Raw genomic sequence first — 17948 nt, 5'->3', positions numbered from 1 at the left:
CATGGCTCCTGGTCCGACGGGTGACGCCGCCCGGTCCCCGGGCACCATCCTCGCCTTCTGAGACGTCGTGCGTGCTCCCCCATGACGCAGTCTGCGTTGTGATCCTCGTCTCCGCGCGGGGGCGTTCGTCCCGCTCCTCGCGCTGGACCGCCCCGCCGACCCGACGACCGGCACCCAGGTCGGGTGTCGGTCGTCGGGTCGGTGATCGTCAGTCGAGGCGGCGCTGGCGCGGGCGAGGGGTCATGCCGGGCTCCAGGGTCGGTGACGTCGTCTACGGCGCGGTCCCGGCGCGCCGTTGCCCCGGGACGCGACACCCGTGCGGGCATCATGTCGCGCCGCGGCAGGTTCCGCCCGTCGAGCGGACCCGGGCTACGGTGGCCGCTGGAGGTGCCAGCTCTGTGACCACCCGTGCCCGGACCACCTGGATCGTCGTCGCCGTCCTCACCACGCTCGCCGCCGTCTCGGCGGTCGCGTGGTACCTCACCCGCCCGGGCCCTGCCCCGGCCCCGTCGTCGTCGGGCGCGCCGAGCGCCTCGCCCGAGCCGTCGCCGTCGGGCACTCCCCCGACGCCGTCCACCCCGCCCGAGGACCCGCTGGCCGGGTGGACGCTCGAGCAGAAGGTCGGGCAGCTCTTCATGGTCGGCGTCGACGTGAGCGACCCGCAGCAGGTGAGCTACGACGCGGTGTCGCAGCTCCACGTCGGCAACGTGTTCCTCGCCGGGCGCTCGCAGGCGGGCACCGGCCCGACGGCGGACCTCGTCGCGGGCTTCACGACGCTCGTCTCGCCCGAGACCACGAACGGCACGCCGCTGTTCGTCGCGACCGACCAGGAGGGGGGCTACGTCCAGGTGCTGCGCGGTCCGGGGTTCTCGCAGATCCCCACGGCCACCGACCAGGCGGCGCTCGACCCGGCGACGCTGCAGGCGGACGCCACGACCTGGGGCGGCGAGCTCGCGGCGGCCGGCGTGAACCTCAACCTCGCGCCGGTGATGGACCTGGTGCCCGAGGGGACGGCGGCGCAGAACCCGCCGATCGGGTACTTCCAGCGGAGCTACGGGTTCACGCCGGACACGGTGACGACCCACGCGAACGCCTTCAGCGCCGGCATGGAGGCGTCCGGGGTGGACGTGACGATCAAGCACTTCCCGGGGCTGGGCCGCGTCACCGAGAACACCGACACCGACGCGGGCGTCACGGACGACGTGACGACGCGCGACGACCCGTCCGTCGCCGTCTTCGCGTCGGGCATCGAGGCGGGCGCCGCGTTCGTCATGACGTCCACGGCCGTCTACGCGCAGATCGACGGGTCGCTGCCCGCGGCGTTCTCGCCCGTCGTCGTCGACGGGATGCTGCGCGGCGACCTGGGGTTCGACGGCGTCGTCATCACGGACGACGTGTCCGCGGCGCAGCAGGTGCAGGCGTGGTCGCCCGCCGACCGCGCGCTCCTGACGATCGACGCGGGCGGCGACATGGTGCTCGCGTCCGCGGACCCGAGCGTCGTGCAGCCCATGGTGGCGGCGGTCGTCGAGCGCGCGACGACCGACCCGGCGTTCGCCGCCAAGGTGGACGCGGCGGTGGTCCGCGTGCTCGCCGCGAAGGAGCGTCTGCGCTGAGCCCGGGCGGTATAACTGACGCCATGGCTGCCCGTCGCTCCGCCCCCCGCCCGACGCTCGAGGCCGTCGCCGCCGTCGCGGGCGTCTCCCGCGCCACCGTGTCCCGCGTGATCAACGGCGTGCCGACGGTCGACCCGGCGATCGTCGAGGTCGTCGAGCAGGCGATCGACGAGACGGGATACGTCCCCAACCTCGCGGCGCGCACCCTCGTGACGCGGCGCACGGGGTCGGTCGCGCTCGTCGTCTCCGAGCCGACGGAGCGGCCGCACGCCAGCCCGTTCCTGGAGCGCCTGTTCACGGACCCGTACATCGGCCGGGTCACGGCCGGGGCGCAGCAGGTGCTCCTCCCGCGCGACATCCACCTCGCGATCCTGCCCGCCGACCCGCCCGCGCACGACCAGGTCGTGCGCTACGTGCGCCAGGGCCACGTCGACGGCGTCCTGCTCATCACGTCGAGCTCCGGCGACCCGCTCCCGGCGCGGTTCGCCGCGCTGCCCGTGCCGGTCGTGCTCTCGACGCACCTCGACGGGGCGGACGAGTCGGCCGGGGTGAGCTGGGTCGACCTCGACCAGGCGGCGGGCGGGCGGCTCGCGGCCGAGCACCTCGTGGCGCGCGGCCGGACGCGGCTGGCGACGGTCGCCGGGCCGTCCGACGTCCCCTTCGCGCGCGCCCGGCTCGACGGCTTCCTCGACGCGGTGCGCGCCGCGGGGCTCCCCGAGCCGCTCGTCGTCGAGGGCGACTTCACGCGGGCGGGCGGCGAGGCCGCGGCGCGCGAGCTCCTCGCGGCGCGACCCGACGTCGACGGCGTGTTCGGCGCGAGCGACCTCATGGCCGACGGCGCGTCGACGGTCCTGCAGGAGGCCGGGCGGCGCGTCCCGGAGGACGTCGCGGTCGTCGGTTTCGACGACTCCACGGTCGCGCACCAGGCGCACCCCCCGCTCACGACGGTGCGTCAGCCCGTCGAGGAGATGGCGGCGGAGATGGCGCGACTCCTGCTCGCCCAGATCGACGACCCGGAGGCCGGGGCGCGCTCCGTCCTGTTCGACCCGAGCCTCGTGGTGCGCGACTCCGCCTGACTCCGCTCGCTGCGCGCGTGCGAGGGTCGAGGTCGAACCGGTCCGACCGCGACGACGTCAGGCGCTCAGCGGGGCCGGGGAGCGCGGGTCAGTGACCGCCGCCCGCGACGAAGGCGATGCCGCCCGCGATCGCGAGGACGACGACGGCGAAGCACACGAGCGCGCCGACCTGGCGGCCGCGGGTGGCGCGCTCGACGCGCACGGTCCGGCCGTCGGACGTGAAGCGGCCGTCGGGGGTGCCGACCTCCACGGGCACGGCGCGGCCGGCGGCAAGCCGGACCCCGAGCGCGAAGAGGGCGGGCAGGCCCGCGCCGACGACGAGGCCGGCGACGACGACCTTGAGCAGCGAGTCGATCTCGACGAACACGGTTCTCTCCTCCGGGCTGCCGGGGTCAGACGCTCGCGCGCTGGCGCGCGGCGGGTGCGGTCACGGTCGGGTTCGTGGCGCGGGCGGCCTGCGGCTCGCCGTCGGTGAACGGGTCGGCCGCGTCGAGGCGACGCTCCAGCGCGGCCTCCCGCGCCTCGACGACCTCGGTCTCGAGCCCGGCGTCCACCGCGCCCTCCTCCCAGGCGTCGTTGACGTTGTTGTGGTCCACGGGCTTGCGGCGCGACGCGACCCAGATGGCGACGGACGTCGCGACGAGGATCGCGAACACCACGACCGTGCCGGCCGCGCCGCCGATCCCGTGCTGGATGCCGTAGCAGGCCGCGCCGACGAGGCCGGCGGCCGGGAGCGTCAGGCCCCACGCGGCGAGCATGCGGCCCGCGACGCCCCAGCGGACCTTGGCGCCCGGCATGCCGACGCCCGAGCCGAGGATCGAGCCGGTCGCGACGTGCGTCGTCGAGAGCGAGTAGCCGAACAGCCCGGACATGAGGATGACGGCCGCGGACGACGTCTCGGCGGCCATGCCCTGCCGGGTGTCGATCTCGACGAGGCCCTTGCCGAGCGTGCGGATGATGCGCCAGCCGCCCAGGTAGGTGCCGAGCGCCATGAACGACGCGCAGGAGAGGATCACCCAGAACGGCACGCTCGAGTCGGCCGGGACGGCGCCCGCCGCGATGAGCGCGAGCAGGATGATGCCCATCGACTTCTGGGCGTCGTTGGTGCCGTGCGCGAGCGAGACGAGCGACGCGGAGCCGACCTGGCCCCAGCGGAACGCGCGGGTCGACACGTCCTCCGGGACGTCGCGCGTGAGGCGGGCCACGGCCCACGTGCCGACGCTCGCGACGCCGACCGCGACGAGCGGGGCGAGCAGCGCGGGGATGAGCACCTTCGCGGCGACGCCGCTCCAGATGACGCCCTGGGTCCCGACGGCCGCGAGCACAGAGCCCACGACGCCGCCGATCAGCGCGTGCGACGAGCTCGACGGGATGCCGAGCAGCCAGGTCAGCAGGTTCCAGGTGATGCCGCCCACGAGCCCCGCGAGGACGACCTCGAGGGTGATGACGTTCGCGTCGACCAGGCCCTTCGCGATGGTCGCCGCGACGGCCAGGGAGAGGAACGCCCCGACCATGTTGAGGACGGCGGAGAGGGCGACGGCGGTCTTGGGCTTGAGGGCCTTGGTGGCGATGGAGGTGGCCATCGCGTTGCCCGTGTCGTGGAAGCCGTTGGTGAAGTCGAAGGCCAGTGCGGTCACGACGACGAGCACCAGCAGGAGCGTCTCGGTCACGTCGTCCATGGTGGGGTCATCCCCGCCGCGCGCTCGACCATCCTGTGGATTCTTCGGCCACTGTTCACCGACAGTTCATCCGGCGTTCGAAGCGGCTGTTCGAACGGCCGACGAGGGTCTGTTCGAGCAGGTGCCGGGCAGGGCCGGACGGCCCGCGGGCGCGGGTGGTCCGGCCCTGGCGCGGCGCCCGGCGGGCCGTCGGCGGGAGCCCGGGCGGACCCGGGTCGGGCGCGTCAGGCGGCGGCCGGTGCGCCCAGGTCGGCGAGGGCGTCGTCGAGGTCGTCGACGACGGTCGCGACCGCCTCGCGCTGCGTCCGCGCGCGCTCCGCCTCCGCCGCGACGGCGGTGCGCGCCTCGGCCAGCTCGCTGTCGAACCGCTCCGCGCTCGCCCGCGCCGCCGCGCGCTGGTCCCGCGCGCGCTGCTCGCCCGAGAACCACTGCCACGCCGCGACCACCGCCGCGACGACGGCCACCGCGTACCAGGCCGGCGCGACCACGATCCCGAGCACGAGCGTCGCGACGGCGATCGCCCCGACCCCGCCGACGACGCCCCACGACACCCCGTCGACGGGGCGTGCGAGGAGCTCCGCCCGCGCCGTCGCGGCGGGCGACGCGCCGTCGTCGGTGGGCGTGACGGTGACGGACCGGCCCGCGAGGCGCAGCACGCGCGACGGTGCCGGGGTCGCCGCGAGCTCGGAGGCCCGCGCGTGGCTCGCGACGCGCAGGTCGTCGACGAGCAGCGGTGCCGCGATCGCCGCGAGCCCCGGGTCGGTGCCGCGCGCGTCGTCCACGAGCAGGTCGACGAGCGTCCCCGCGGACGCGTCCCACTCCGGGCCGTCGTCCTCGGGCGCGCGCCCCACGCGGTCGGCCAGCAGCTCCGCACGCTCGAGGAGGCCCCGCTCGACGGGCGCCCCCTCGTTCACGAGCGACCCGACGACCCGCAGCAGCGCCGCGCCCGGGGCCGTGGCGCCGCTCGGCGTCGCAGCGGTGCCGGTGGTGCCGGTGGTGCCGGTGGTGCCGGTGGTGCCCGACGACGCCCCGAGGGCGAGCGGACCGGGTGCCGCCGCGGGCAGGGCGACCTCCCCTGCGACGACGGCCCGCGACCACGCGGTCCAGGACCGCAGGAGCGGCAGGGCGTCGGGCGCCGCGGCCCGGCGACGCGTGCCGGACCCGTCGGCCGCCCCGACCTCGGGCGAGCCCCAGTCGTCCCCGCTCCCGGGGAGCGCGGGCGCCGCCTCGAGGAGCCGCGCACGCCAGCGGGCGTGCGCGTCGTCGTCGAGCAGGGCGACGCGCTCGGCGAGCGCCGCGCGGACGACCGCGACGCCGTCGTCCCCGAGGTGCCCCGCGGCCGCCGCGCGCCACAGCGCCCGCTCCGAGGCCGTCACGAGGACCTCGTCCAGCGTCTCGCCGGGGCGTTCCGGCGCCGCCTCCGGCGCACCGTCGGCGCTCCCCCAGCCGGCCGCGGGGAGGACGGGGGCGTCGAGCACCCAGGGCATCCACTCGCGCGCGAGGCCGGGCTGCCCGACGAGCGCGCAGACCGCGACGAGGTAGGTCGCGGCCCGACGGCGGTCGCGCAGCAGCGCCTCCTGCGCCGCCTCCGCGTCGAGCCGGCCCGCGGGGAGCTCGGCGAGGGCGAGCGCCGCGGGCACGAGCCAGTAGCCGGGCACGTCGGCGAGGTCGGGCGACCGCCGCAGGTGCGACACGTCGCCATCGCCCGTCACGACCGCGCGCGTCAGGGCGCGCGCCGCGTCGCGGGCGCGTCGGGCGGGGGTGAACAGCGCGAGCTCCTCGCGCACCTCGCCGAGCTCGATGAGCGCGTTGACGAGGCGCGTGAGCACCTCGACGCGGCTGGACAGGTCGCCCTCGAGCGAGCGCAGGCGCCGGTTGAGCGACGCCTCGCGCGACCGCGCCATCGCGGCCTGCGCGGCGAGCTCGTCCGAGAGGGCCTGCATGTTGCCCTGGTCGCTGCGCCAGTAGCTGTAGGTCGACATGCGCGCGAGCGTACTCAGCCGCGCGCCCCTGTCGAGGGGGAGTTCTCCCCGGGCGCCCCGGCGGTCACCGTCGCGGACGCATGAGCGGCGGGTCGAGGACGGCGGGCACGCTCGCCGGGGCGTCGTCCGGGTCCGCCGCCGAACCCGGGGTCGCTCCCCGGGCCGGGCCGGTCGTGGGGAGAGATCCCGGGTTCGGCGCGGCGCGGTAGAGGGTCGCGGGGCGGCCGGTGCCGCCCGACGTCGTGCGGCCGGTGTCGGCGAGGAAGCCGGGGGTGGTCGTGGCCTTGCGGGAGAAGTTGCGCGGGTCGAGGCGCACGCCCCACACCGCCTCGTAGACGCGCCGCAGGTCGGCGACGGTGAACTCAGGCGGGCAGAACGCCGTCGCGAGCGCCGAGTACTCGAGCTTGGCGCGGGCGCGCTCGACGCCGTCGGCCAGGATCCGCGCGTGGTCGAACGCGAGCCCGGTGCCTGACGGCGCCCGGTCGCCCGACGCCGTCGGCCCGCCCGGGGTCGCCGCGAGCAGGGGCTCGACGGCGTGCCAGGCCGCTCCCCCGGCGTCGGACCCCGCCTCCACGACGCCGAACTCGGGCGCGAGGAGCAGGTACGCGACGGACAGGACCGGCCCGCGCGGGTCTCGGTCGAGCGGGCCGTACGTGCGGAGCTGTTCGAGGTGACCGGGCGGACGGACGCCGGTCTCCTCCGCGAGCTCGCGCCGTGCCGCCCGCGCGAGGCCCTCGCCGAGCAGGACGAAGCCGCCGGGCAGGGCGAGCGCGCCGCGGAACGGCTCGACCCCGCGCTCGACGAGGAGCACGTGCAGGGCGTCGTCGCGGACCGTGAGCGCGACGACGTCGACGGTGACGGGCAGCAGAGCGGCGGTCGGCGGGACGTCGGGGGTCGGGCTCGCGGGCTCGGTCATCCGGCCATCGTCGCACATTAGCGTCAGGTTGACGAGAACCCTCCCGCGGTCTAGCGTCGTTATCGTCAGGATGACGATAACGATTGGAGCGACCATGGCCACCATCCGCACCTACCCGTGGACCCGGCACTTCCTCGGCAGCCCCACGGGCCACGTCGTGCACCTGCGCCGCGGGCGCGTCGCGCACGAGGGCGTGGGGCAGGCGTTCTGGTTCCGCCCGACGACGTCGGTCCTCTCGGAGGTCCCCGTCGACGACCAGGAGCTGCCCGTCTTCTTCCACGCCGTGACCGCCGACCACCAGGACGTCACCGTCCAGGCCGGGGTCACCTACCGGTTCGCGGACCCCGTGACCGTCTCGCAGCGCCTCGACTTCGCCGTCGACCCGGGCAGCGGCGAGACGAGCACCGCGGGCCGGGACCAGGTGACGAGCATCGTCGGGCGGCTCGCGCAGAGCCGGGCCGCCGATGCGCTCGCCGCGATGCCCCTCGCCGACGCCCTCACGGCCGGCGTGCCGCGCGTGCGCGACGTCCTCACCGACGCTCTGGCCACCGACCCGCGCCTCACGGCGACCGGCATCGTCGTCGTCGGCGTCCAGGTGCTCGCCGTCCGCCCCGAGAAGGACGTCGAGCGCGCGCTCCAGACGCCGGCGCGCGAGCAGGTGCAGGCCGAGGCCGACCGCGCGACGTACGAGCGCCGGGCCCTCGCCGTCGAGCGCGAGCGCGCGATCGCCGAGAACGAGCTGGCGAGCAAGATCGAGCTCGCGACGCGCCGCGAGCGCCTCGTCGCCCAGGACGGCGCGAACGCCCGGCGCGAGGCCGAGGAGAAGGCCGCCGCCGCGCTGGTCGACGCCCGCGCGACCGCCGAGCGTGCGCGGCTCGCGACCGACGCGCAGGCCGAGCAGGTGCGCGTCGTCGGCGCCGCCGAGGCCGCGGCCGAGCAGGCACGCATGGACGTCTGGGCGAGCGCCGGGCAGGGCACGCTGCTCGCGCTCGCGGTCCGCGAGGCGGCCGGCTCGCTCCCCGACGTCCAGAACCTCACCATCACGCCCGACCTCCTGACGGGGGTGCTCGGCTCGCTGTTGGGCGGCGTGCTCGGCGGGCCCGACGGCGGACCGGACGGCACGAGGTCGGGCACGGCGTCGGGGACGACCGGGAAGGCGGCCTGACGGTGCTGCGCCGACGCGCCGTCGTCGTGCACCGCCGCACGGAGCTCGACGACCTGCTGGACCGGCACGGGACCCGGGGCCAGGCGGAGTTCTTCCTCCGCTCGCGCGGCCGGTCGCTCGCCGAGGTCCAGGAACGGCACGACGCGCTCGCTGCGGCGCGCGACGCCGTCGTGGCCGCCCTCCCCGCGGGCTGGGCCCGCGCGGACGTCGAGCGTGCCGACCTGTCGCGGTTCCTCCTCGCGCCGGAGGACGTCGTGGTCGTCGTCGGGCAGGACGGCCTCGTCGCGAACGTCGCGAAGTACCTGCGCGGGCAGCCGGTGCTGGGCATCGATCCCGAGCCCGGGGTGAACCCCGGGGTGCTCGTGCGGCACTCGGTGGGGGCCGCCACGGCCCTCCTCCGCGGGCTCGGTGGCGACGCCCCCGCGGGCGCGCCCGACCCCACGGCGGTCCTGCCCGTCGACGCGCTCACCATGGTCCGTGCCGACCTCGACGACGGGCAGCACCTCACGGCGCTCAACGAGGTGTTCGTCGGGCACCCGAGCCACCAGAGCGCGCGCTACACGCTGCGGTGCGCGGCCGGCGAGGAGCGGCAGTCGTCGTCGGGCGTGCTCGTCGCGACCGGCACCGGCGCGACGGGCTGGTGGGCGTCGCTCGCGCACGACCGCGGCGGCCGCCGGGCCCCGGGGCGCACCGAACACCGGCTCGGCTGGTTCGTGCGCGAGGCGTGGCCCTCGCCGGCGACCGGCGTCACGCTCACGGAGGGCGTCGTCGAGGACGGCACGGACGTCGCGCTCACGGTCGCGTCGGACCGTCTCGTCGTGTTCGGCGACGGCGTGGAGGACGACCGGCTCGTCGCCTCCTGGGGCCAGACCGTCACGGTCCGCACGGCCGACACCCCGCTCCGGCTCGTCCGCCCCTGACCCGCGCGCCTCACGCGCCGTCCACCAGCGGAGCCCGCACCGGCTTCGTCACCGGCGCCTCCGGCAGCTGCGGCTCCGGGTCGTACAACCCGAACGGCACCGACTCCGGGTCACACTCCTCGTCCTCACCATCGGTCACCGACTCGTCGAACTCCTCGATCCGCGGATCGTCCGAGTCCAACCGGTGCCGCTCACCCGTCCCCTCCTCGAACCCCAGGTACCACACGCCGATCGTCGCCACCAGCTCCGGCTCACCGAACACGTCATAGATCCACGGCTCCGTCGCATGCTCCGACATGCTCTTCTCCAGGAAGCACGCCCGCACCGCCGCGGCCGACCCGTCCGGAAGCTCCGTCACCGCCAACGGCTCGAACGGCATCGGCCCCACGTCCACCGACGGGTCGTCACCCTGCACGACGTAGTACTCCACTATCCGGGCCACATCCTCGTCCGACTCGTAGTCCGTCAGCTGCCGGATCGTGAAGTCCCCCGAGTTCCACGCCATCGACACACCCAGGTCCCGTGCCCGCATCGCCTGCACCCACGGGTCTGCCTCCAGAGGCGAGTCCGGCGCCCTCCCGTCCTGCCACACGATCCGCGGCGACTCCATCACCGTCGGGCTCGGCTCCCCGCACCCCGACACCACCAGCACCCCGGCGGCCACGACCACAGCGGCCACACCGCGCCTCGCGAGCCTCATCCGGCCTCCTCCCGCGTCTCGGTCTCGTCCGCCACCTCGGGCGCCGCCATCGGTGGAGGGTTCTCCAGCCGCCCGTACCCGTACGCCGCCATCCACTGCCCGTGCGACTCCTCGATCGTCTGGGCCGTGACGGCACCCTGCTTGACCAGGACCTCGGCCCAGGTCCGGTTCCACTCGGAGTCGTCGTCCGGCTCGAACCGTGGCGGGTCCCCCATCCCGTACACGTCCATCGCCGCACGCAGCAGCTCCTGCTCCATCGCGTCGCGCGACGCGTCCCGGCTGGCGCGCGTCGCCAGGAGCGCCTCCAGCTCGTTGGCGCTCTGCGCCTGCTGCCCCGCCGCCGTGAGCACCGACCCCACGCCGTACATCGTCCCGCCGTCGACCATCCACGCCGCCGGGCCGCTCAACGCCTGGCCCATCCCCGAGCCACGAGCCCGCTCGGGCCGGGCAGCGGGATCGAGGAGACCAGCGCCTGCACGGCCGCGACGTCCCGCGCCACCCGCTCGTCGACCCGCCGCGCCACGCCCATCTCCGCCTTGTCCACCGCGCCGGTGACGAACCCGTCCATCGCCACCACGCGCTGGGTCGCCTTGCCGAACAGCAGCTCGTCGTGCCCCGTCACGGCCCACAGCCTGTCCGTGTACGTCCGCGCCGTCGCGTCCAGGACGCTGGCACCGCCCGTGCGCGACCCCGCGATCCCCACCACGTGCGCGTACGCGTCCCACCCCACGAGCGGGACCGGGCGCGACACCCCGCCCGCCCAGAACGGAGAGACCTCGACCGTATCCCCCACCGTGGGACCCTTGTCCCCGTCCCGCACGGTCTTCTGTTCGAGCGCCTCAGAGAACTGGATCTGTTCGAGCTGGTACAGCAGGTCGGGCGCGAGCGCTCCCGCGAGCGCGACCGACGCCCGGTCGGAGACCGACTCCGCCTGGAACGACGTGTTGCTCCACAACGCATCGAAGATCCGGCTGTTGCGCCCCGCCGCGGCCTCCAGCGCGTCGACGTCCCACACGCCGTCCGGCGGTACCCATGCCGGCCCGCCGGGCGCCCGCTGCGCACCGTCCCACAACGCCAACGGCCCCTCCCAGTCCGCCGCGATCCACGACCGGTCCGCGAACCAGTACTCGATCCGCGCCCGCCCGTCCGCCGGGTCGTCCAGGAAGTCGGCCGCCTGCTGCGGGTGCGCGCCCAACGACTCGAACGCCCGCCCCGCCAGGTCGAACGTCGAGCGCCCCCACGCCATCTGCCCGAGGTCGGTGTGCCCCGACGCCGGCAACGAACGACCCTCGCGCTCGGCCACGTCGACCTCCCGGGCGACCGCAGCCGCCAGCGCCGCACCCACGAACGGCGGACCCGAGAGCAGGAACGCCACGGCCCCCGGCTCACCCACCGCCATCATGTCCCGGGCGAACGGATCGGCCACCCGCGGCCCCCACTGCACCGACGCCGCCGCGAGCCCGTCACGCAACCCGATCCCCAGCTCGGCGAGCAGCTGCCACGACAGGTCACGATCACGGTGCGAGTCGTCGAGCGCCGTCTCGAGCGACGCGGAGAGCCGGACCGCACCCGCACCGCCCAGCTCGCGGAAGAACGCGTCCATGGCGACACGGTCGGCCGAGTGCTCGGCGAGGAACGCCGAGAGCTCCTGGGCATCGGCCGGCGTCAGAGGTTCACCCCCGACCTCGACGACGCGGTCCGCGAGCAGCACCGCGTACGTCCGCGGCGTCATCTCCGTCGGGTCCGTGACCCCGGCCGCCTCGAACGTCGCCCGCCGTGCCGACCAGCCCGACGGGATCGCCCCCAGCACCGCGTCCCGCAGGGACCGGTCGAGCTCTCGACGGCGCTCCGCGAGCTCGGCGATCACCGACAGCTCGTCCATCAGCCGCATCTCGAACGCGGTCGCGCCGACCAGGGCCAGCTGCGGACCGGCGACAGAGCTCCGCCACACCCCACCGCCCGAGTGTCCGGCCGTCTCGACGCACTCCACGCGCCCCGTGTCCAGGTCGAACGTGCACGACACGCCCGCTCGCGCGGCGTCGGCGCACACGTCCTTCATGCGCCACACGGCCTTCGCGTGCGTGTCGCGGACGCCCTCGACCTCCGCGACGTAGTTGCGGACCTCTCGCTCCGTCGTCTGCGCGACGTCACCCAGCGTCGCCGCACGAGCCGCCGCGGCCGCGAGCGCCGTCGACCACGCCTCGCTGGCCGGACCCGTCCACACCGTGTGCACCGTCGCGCGAGGCCTCCGTCCCGCACACCACCGCCTGGTCGACCGATCCCCGCAGCACGGAGGCTGCGCTGCTCAGCCCGTCGAGATCACCGTCGCCCGGCCGCCAGAGCCCCCAGGCGCTCATACCGGCCTCCGTGCGCCGGACACCACCGCGGTGGCCCTCGCCGTGCGGGCGGCGGCGTCGTCCGCTGCGCCCAGCACGGCCGCCGCGTACCGCGCGTCCTGCTCGGACCGGAGCAGATCGTCCTCCAGCGTCGCCCACTCGGCACGGAACCACGTCTGGAGCTCCTCCATCGCCGTCGCGACCTGCTCCGCGCCGCAGCCGTCGGCGCCGCTCCACGTCCGCGCGACGCCTGTCACCACGAGCTGACCCACCATCTGCCCCGCGACGCGCACGGCGTCGGGGTCGATCGCATACCCCACGGCATCCCCCTGCCACGTGAACCTGGTCGAGACCGGCCCGATCGTATCCAGCGGGTCGCCTCCGCGGCCGTACTGTCCACAGCGAGGCCCGACGGCGGTCTGCCCCGATTTCACCCGGGTGATCCGTCCGGGCGACGAGGGTCCGTGGGTAGCATCGCTGCGGTCATGGGATTCCCATGACGTCCCCCTCCCGCGGGCCTGGCCTGCGGGGACGCCGCCCCCGAGCCTACCGAGGTCCCTGCCATGAGCGCGCCCATCGCCTTCACCGACAACGTCCGCGACCTGTCGAACGCGGGCGGCTACCAGTTCGAGTTCCGGTGCGAGCGGTGCGGCAACGGGTACCGGTCCGCGTACCAGGCGGACCTCGTGGCCAAGGGCAGCAGCCTGGTCCAGGCCGCCGGCCGGTTCTTCGGCGGCAAGGTGGCCGACCTGTCGTACGCGGCCGGGTCGTGGGCCGCCGACCGCCAGACCAACTCGTCCGCGAAGGACAAGGCGCTCGACGCCGCCGTCGGCGAGGTGCGCGACGCCTTCCGCCAGTGCCACGGCTGCGGCGACTGGATGTGCCACGAGGTCTGCTGGAACGACGCCGTCGGGCAGTGCGTGCGCTGCTCGCCCCAGCAGGCGGAGGAGCTCGCCCAGCTCCAGGCCGAGGCGCGCCGCTACCAGCTGCAGGAGCAGCTCCGGACGACCGACCTGGTCGGCGGCGCGGACCTGCGGACGCCGGTCGTCACGCAGTGCCCGTCGTGCTCGGCCAAGGTCGACGGCGGCAAGTTCTGTGGCGAGTGCGGCGAGCGCCTCGCGCAGGTCGCCGCATGCCGCGAGTGCGGCACCGCCAACGCCGCCGGCGCGCGCTTCTGCGCGGAGTGCGGCAGCCCGCAGGCCACCTGACCACCGCCGACCCGTACGTCAGCCTCGTCTCGGGTCGTCGTCCTGGGAGCGCTCGCGCGCCTCGCGGTCCCGGCGCGCGCGGAGCACGGCCTCGCGGCGCTCGCCGATGGCGTCGCTCGACAGGCTCGTCAGGTGGTCCTGCGCGCTGCGCGCCGCGGCGCGCTCGGCCTCGACGCGCGCGCGGTGCTCCGCCGACTGCGGGCGCGTGCGGACGACGCGCGGGTCGATCCGGTACTGGTCGCCGTGCCGCTCGAGGCGGCGCCGCGCCGCCAGGCGCGCGCGCTCGCGGTGGAACCGCCACGTCCAGGCCCGGCGCAGCGCGACCACGGACCACAACCCGAACGGGACGGCGGCCACGACGAGCCCGACCCGCCAGCCCGACGGCAGCGCCGTCGACGCCCCGGTGCTCGCGAGGGCCCACGCGACCCCGGCCGGGACCGCGGGCCAGAACTCGCGGAAGTCCAGGTTCCAGCCGCAGGCGTAGAAACGCATGAGGGTGTCCGTGAACCGCGAGCGCCGCTGCGGCTGGAGCGACATCGCGACCGGACCCGGCACGGGCGGGCCGAGGGTCGTGCCGGGCGCGACGTGGCTCGTGAACGAGAGCCGGTCGCCGCGGTACGCGGGCCGCAGCGCCCGGCCGGCGTACACGAAGGACAGCGCCGCGAGCGGCCAGGTCGCGCATGACAGGTACCAGGCGACCGGCCCGGCGAGGACGACGAAGATCGGCGCGACGACGGCGAGCCGGCCCAGCACGGCGTCGGGCGAGGCCACGAGCTCGGCCCACGGCTCCTGGTCCGCGGGCGGCTCGAACAGCCCGTACGCCGCGACCGCGAGGTACAGCCCGACGACGAACAGCCCGATCGCCGTCCACACCAGCCCGATCGCGAGGTAGCCGACCGGGCGCAGCAGCAGCGCCGCCGTCCCCGGGGGCGTCGCGTCGCGCGCGGTCCGCGGGTCGGGCGTCGAGCCCGTCACCGCCCCGCGAGCCCGAGCACGTCGAGGACCCACGCGTCCTCGTACGCGACCTCGCGCCAGCCCTCGTACCGGCCCGAGACGCCGCCGTGGCCGGCGTGCATCTCGATCTTGAGCAGCGCGGGTGCCCCCGCGGCACGCAGCCGCGCGACCCACTTCGCGGGCTCGACGTACAGCACGCGCGTGTCGTGGAACGACGTCACGGCGAGGATCCTCGGGTAGTGCGACGCGTCGTCGGGCACGTTCTCGTACGGCGTGTACGTGCGCATGTACTGGTAGACCTCGGGGTCGTGCAGGGGGTCGCCCCACTCGTCCCACTCGACGACGGTGAGCGGCAGGGACGGGTCGAGGATCGACGTGAGCGCGTCGACGAACGGCACCTGCGCGAGCACGCCCGCGAACAGCTCGGGCGCGAGGTTGGTCACCGCGCCCATGAGCAGCCCGCCCGCGGAGCCGCCCTGCGCGACGAGGCGCTCGGGGCTCGTCCAGCCCGCGTCGACGAGGTGGCGCGCGACCGCGACGAAGTCGGTGAACGTGTTCCGCTTGGTGAGCGTCTTGCCCTCGTCGTACCAGCGGCGGCCCATCTCACCGCCGCCGCGCACGTGCGCGACGGCGAACACGACGCCGCGGTCAAGCAGCGACAGGCGCGAGATCGAGAACCCCGGGTCGATGCTGATCTCGTACGACCCGTAGCCGTAGAGCAGCAGCGGCGCGGGCTCGGCGCCCGTGCCCGTCGCGTCGAGCCCGACGGCGTCGCGCCGCCACACGAGCGAGACCGGCACCTGCGTGCCGTCCTCGGCCGTCGCCCACTCGCGGCGCTGCACGTAGTCCGCGGCGTCGTACCCGCCGAGCACGGGCTGCTGCTTGAGCAGCGTGAGCTCGTCCGTCTCGACGCGCAGGTCGTACACGGTCGACGGCGTGACGAAGCTCGCGTACGACAGGCGCACGTTCGGCTGGTCCCACTCGGGGTTTCCGGCGAGCGCGACGGTGTACAGCGGCTCGTCGAACGCGACCTCGTGCACGTGCCAGTGGTCGCCCGAGGGTGCCGGTGTGTCGCCCGTGCGGATCGGGGTCGGCAGGCCCGCCGGGCGCGGCGGCTCGGCCGACGCGAGGTCGATCACCCCGACCCGCGACAGCGCGTCGCGCCGGTAGGAGACGACGAGGTGCGAGGCGAAGGCGTCGACCCCTTCCAGCCGGGTCTCGGGGTCGTGCGGCACGACGACGGTCGCGTCCCCCGGGCCCGCGGGCCCACCGCCGGCGGACGCCCCGCCGTCGGGCACCCGGGTCACGACGAGCTCGAAGTTCTCCGCGCCGTCGTTGTGCAGCACGAGCAGCACGTCGCGCCGCTCCCCCGCCGAACCCGACGTCGCTGTCGTCCTCCCGGCCTTTCCGCCATCTTCCTCGTGCTCGACCGCGGGGAACCACGTGCTCGGCAGGACGGCGTGCTCGACCGTGTACTCGACGCCCTCGCGGCGCGGCCACACGACCTGCGGCTCGGCGGTCGGGTCGGCGGCGTCGATCAGCCAGGTCTCCGACGTGATCTTCGAGCCGACGTCGATCTGCACGAACCGCTGCGAGCGCGAGACGCCCACGCCGACCCAGTAGCGCTCGTCGGGCTCCTCGAAGACGACGACGTCCTGCGTCGCCGGGGTGCCCACCTCGTGGCGCCACACGCGCCAGGGCCGCCACGCGTCGTCGACCGTCGGGTAGAAGACGTACCGCCCGTCCGGGGAGAAGACGGCGCCCGGGAACGTCCCGGGGACCTCGTCCACGAGGTCCGTGCCCGTGCCGAGGTCGCGGATGCGCAGGGTGTACCGCTCGTCGCCGACGACGTCGACCGCGTACGCGAGCCGCGCCCCGTCGACCGACACGTCGAACGACCCGAGGGAGAAGAAGTCGTGGCCCTCGGCCTCGACGTTGTCGTCGAGCAGCACCTGCTCGCCCGGCACGGGCACGCCCGGCTCCAGGACGGGCGGCACCCAGGACGACGGCGCGTCGCTGCCCAGGCTCGCGTCGATCGGCGCGCGCGCCCGGATCGGGTACTGCGAGCCCTCGACCGTGCGCGCGTAGTACCAGTGCGCGCCCTGCCGCACGGGCACGGACAGGTCCGTCTCGAGCGTGCGCGCCTTGATCTCCTCGAAGATCCGCTCGCGCAGCGGCTCGAGGTGCGCGAGCCGCGCCTCGGTGTACGCGTTCTCGGCCTCCAGGTGGGCGACGACCTCGGGCGACTCCTTGTCCCGCAGCCACTCGTAGTCGTCCTCCACGGTCTCCCCGTGGTGCGTGCGCGGCGCCGGGCGGCGGGGCGCGACGGGCGCCGCCGGATCCTCCCGCTCCGCGGGGGTCGGCGGCGTGGCGGTCTGCGTGAGGTCGTCAGGCATCTGGCCAGGGTAGTGCCGCCCGGCGCCACGCCGTCGCCGTGGCACGAGCTGTTCCCGTCGTTACGCTCGACGCGTGACGCAGGAGCAGGGGGACCGCCCGACGGCGGAGACGCTCACGAGCGGCGAGATGGTGCGCGCGTCGGGTCTGTCCATCAAGGCGCTGCGGCTCTATGACGCCAACGGCCTCCTCGTCCCGGCCGGCGTCGACCCCCGCACGGGCTACCGCGCGTACGCGCCCGAGCAGGTCGAGCGGGGCCGCGCCCTGGCGCTCCTGCGCCGGATCGACGTGCCGCTCGCGCGCGTCCCCGAGGTGCTCGACGCCGACCCGCGCGACGTGCGCGACGTCCTCCTCGGCTGGTGGGACGAGCGGCAGCGGGCTCTCGCGGAGCAGCGCGCGACCGCGGAGGAGCTCGCGCGTGCGCTCGCGACCGGGCGCGGGGAGGCCGAGGTCCGATGGCGCGAGGTCCCTGCGTGCACGGTCGCCACGATCACGTCGTCCACGACCCAGGACGACCTCGTCCCCACGTTCAGCGCCGACCTGCTGACCATCCGCGCGCACCTCGCCGCGGCCGGGGCGGAGGCGGGCGCGGCGCACTGGGTGATCTACCACTCGCCCGTCGGCCGCGACGTCCCCGGGCGGGTCGAGGCGTGCGTCCCGTACCGCGGGGCGGTCGTCCCCGCCGGGCCGGTCGTGCTCCGCGAGGACCCGGCACGCACGGAGGCGTACGTCGAGGTGCCGTCGCGCGACTGCCGGTTCCCGCAGATCGTCGGGTACCTCGACGCGCTGCGCGTCGCGACGGGGCAGGCGCACGCCCCGTCCCGCGAGGTGTACGCCGTCCCGTGGTCCGACGAGCCGGACGCCGTCGTCGCGGACGTCGCCCTCACCGTCGGGCCTGCCACGAGGCTGTCCTAGGGCGTGTCCGGTGAATCGCGGAGCCAGAGGATGATCGCGGCGATGGTGAGTTCGGAGCGGTAGTAGGCGGCGCGTTTGGTGAAGCGGGTG

General features: G+C 75.4%; 16 protein-coding genes. 6 read left to right on the top strand and 10 right to left on the bottom strand.

The genetic code is table 11. The features are described 5' to 3' along the window. Positions 1-398 precede the first annotated feature (398 nt). Positions 399-1613: a glycoside hydrolase family 3 N-terminal domain-containing protein gene (locus ACZ402_RS11585; RefSeq protein ID WP_375824974.1), complete on the top strand. Its 1215-nt coding sequence runs from the start codon at positions 399-401 to the stop codon at positions 1611-1613. 23 nt (positions 1614-1636) lie between these two features. Beyond that, positions 1637-2689, top strand: coding sequence for a LacI family DNA-binding transcriptional regulator (locus tag ACZ402_RS11580; RefSeq protein WP_375824973.1), 1053 nt, complete (start codon positions 1637-1639; stop codon positions 2687-2689). An 88-nt stretch (positions 2690-2777) separates the two neighbouring features. On the opposite strand, the gene ACZ402_RS11575 is transcribed toward ACZ402_RS11580, so the two are convergent. From ACZ402_RS11575 to ACZ402_RS11560, 4 genes are all read right to left on the bottom strand, one after another. Further along, positions 2778-3056 carry a hypothetical protein gene (locus ACZ402_RS11575; protein WP_375824972.1) on the bottom strand — a complete coding sequence of 93 codons (279 nt, stop codon included), beginning with the start codon at positions 3054-3056 and terminating at the stop codon, positions 2778-2780. Positions 3057-3081: 25 nt separating this feature from the next. Continuing rightward, positions 3082-4368: an inorganic phosphate transporter gene (locus tag ACZ402_RS11570; RefSeq protein WP_375824971.1), complete on the bottom strand. Its 1287-nt coding sequence runs from the start codon at positions 4366-4368 to the stop codon at positions 3082-3084. Positions 4369-4592: 224 nt separating this feature from the next. Next, the gene (locus ACZ402_RS11565) at positions 4593-6350 is read right to left on the bottom strand and encodes a hypothetical protein (protein ID WP_375824970.1); all 1758 of its coding nucleotides are present in this window, start codon (positions 6348-6350) and stop codon (positions 4593-4595) included. Positions 6351-6414: 64 nt separating this feature from the next. Further along, a complete protein-coding gene (locus tag ACZ402_RS11560) occupies positions 6415-7266 on the bottom strand; it encodes an NUDIX hydrolase (RefSeq protein ID WP_375824969.1) in 852 nt (283 codons plus the stop codon). A 94-nt stretch (positions 7267-7360) separates the two neighbouring features. Here ACZ402_RS11560 and ACZ402_RS11555 point away from each other — a divergent pair, with 94 nt between their 5' ends. After that, positions 7361-8431, top strand: a complete 1071-nt coding sequence (locus ACZ402_RS11555; RefSeq protein ID WP_375824968.1) for an SPFH domain-containing protein — start codon at positions 7361-7363, stop codon at positions 8429-8431. Positions 8432-8433: 2 nt separating this feature from the next. Then, positions 8434-9351: a diacylglycerol kinase catalytic domain-containing protein gene (locus ACZ402_RS11550; protein ID WP_375824967.1), complete on the top strand. Its 918-nt coding sequence runs from the start codon at positions 8434-8436 to the stop codon at positions 9349-9351. Positions 9352-9361: 10 nt separating this feature from the next. On the opposite strand, the gene ACZ402_RS11545 is transcribed toward ACZ402_RS11550, so the two are convergent. The 4 genes from ACZ402_RS11545 to ACZ402_RS11530 form a co-directional block, all read right to left on the bottom strand. Continuing rightward, entirely contained in the window at positions 9362-10051 is a 690-nt protein-coding gene (locus tag ACZ402_RS11545; RefSeq protein ID WP_375824966.1) for a hypothetical protein, read from the bottom strand. Further along, positions 10048-10470 (bottom strand): hypothetical protein, encoded by a 423-nt coding sequence (locus ACZ402_RS11540; RefSeq protein ID WP_375824965.1) that lies wholly within the window; start codon positions 10468-10470, stop codon positions 10048-10050. Before ACZ402_RS11540 ends, ACZ402_RS11545 begins: the two co-directional genes overlap by 4 nt. Continuing rightward, positions 10455-12275: a hypothetical protein gene (locus tag ACZ402_RS11535; protein WP_375824964.1), complete on the bottom strand. Its 1821-nt coding sequence runs from the start codon at positions 12273-12275 to the stop codon at positions 10455-10457. Before ACZ402_RS11535 ends, ACZ402_RS11540 begins: the two co-directional genes overlap by 16 nt. Before the next feature lie 129 nt (positions 12276-12404). Further along, a complete protein-coding gene (locus ACZ402_RS11530) occupies positions 12405-12707 on the bottom strand; it encodes a hypothetical protein (RefSeq protein WP_375824963.1) in 303 nt (100 codons plus the stop codon). Positions 12708-12950: 243 nt separating this feature from the next. Here ACZ402_RS11530 and ACZ402_RS11525 point away from each other — a divergent pair, with 243 nt between their 5' ends. After that, positions 12951-13595: a zinc ribbon domain-containing protein gene (locus ACZ402_RS11525; RefSeq protein WP_375824962.1), complete on the top strand. Its 645-nt coding sequence runs from the start codon at positions 12951-12953 to the stop codon at positions 13593-13595. Between the two features lie 18 nt (positions 13596-13613). On the opposite strand, the gene ACZ402_RS11520 is transcribed toward ACZ402_RS11525, so the two are convergent. Together ACZ402_RS11520 and ACZ402_RS11515 are read right to left on the bottom strand one after the other, a co-directional pair. Next, on the bottom strand, positions 13614-14603 hold the full coding sequence (locus ACZ402_RS11520) for a hypothetical protein (RefSeq protein ID WP_375824961.1): 990 nt from the start codon (positions 14601-14603) through the stop codon (positions 13614-13616). Further along, positions 14567-16945 (bottom strand): S9 family peptidase, encoded by a 2379-nt coding sequence (locus ACZ402_RS11515; RefSeq protein ID WP_375824960.1) that lies wholly within the window; start codon positions 16943-16945, stop codon positions 14567-14569. Before ACZ402_RS11515 ends, ACZ402_RS11520 begins: the two co-directional genes overlap by 37 nt. 73 nt (positions 16946-17018) lie before the next feature. On the opposite strand from ACZ402_RS11515, the gene ACZ402_RS11510 reads away from it, so the two are divergent. Continuing rightward, on the top strand, positions 17019-17858 hold the full coding sequence (locus ACZ402_RS11510) for a MerR family transcriptional regulator (protein ID WP_375824959.1): 840 nt from the start codon (positions 17019-17021) through the stop codon (positions 17856-17858). The last annotated feature ends 90 nt before the right edge of the window (positions 17859-17948 follow it).

This window comes from Cellulosimicrobium sp. NPDC030954 (assembly GCF_055571305.1).
Note: the sequence above shows the minus strand (reverse complement) of the source record. Positions and strands in the feature narration are given on the sequence as shown.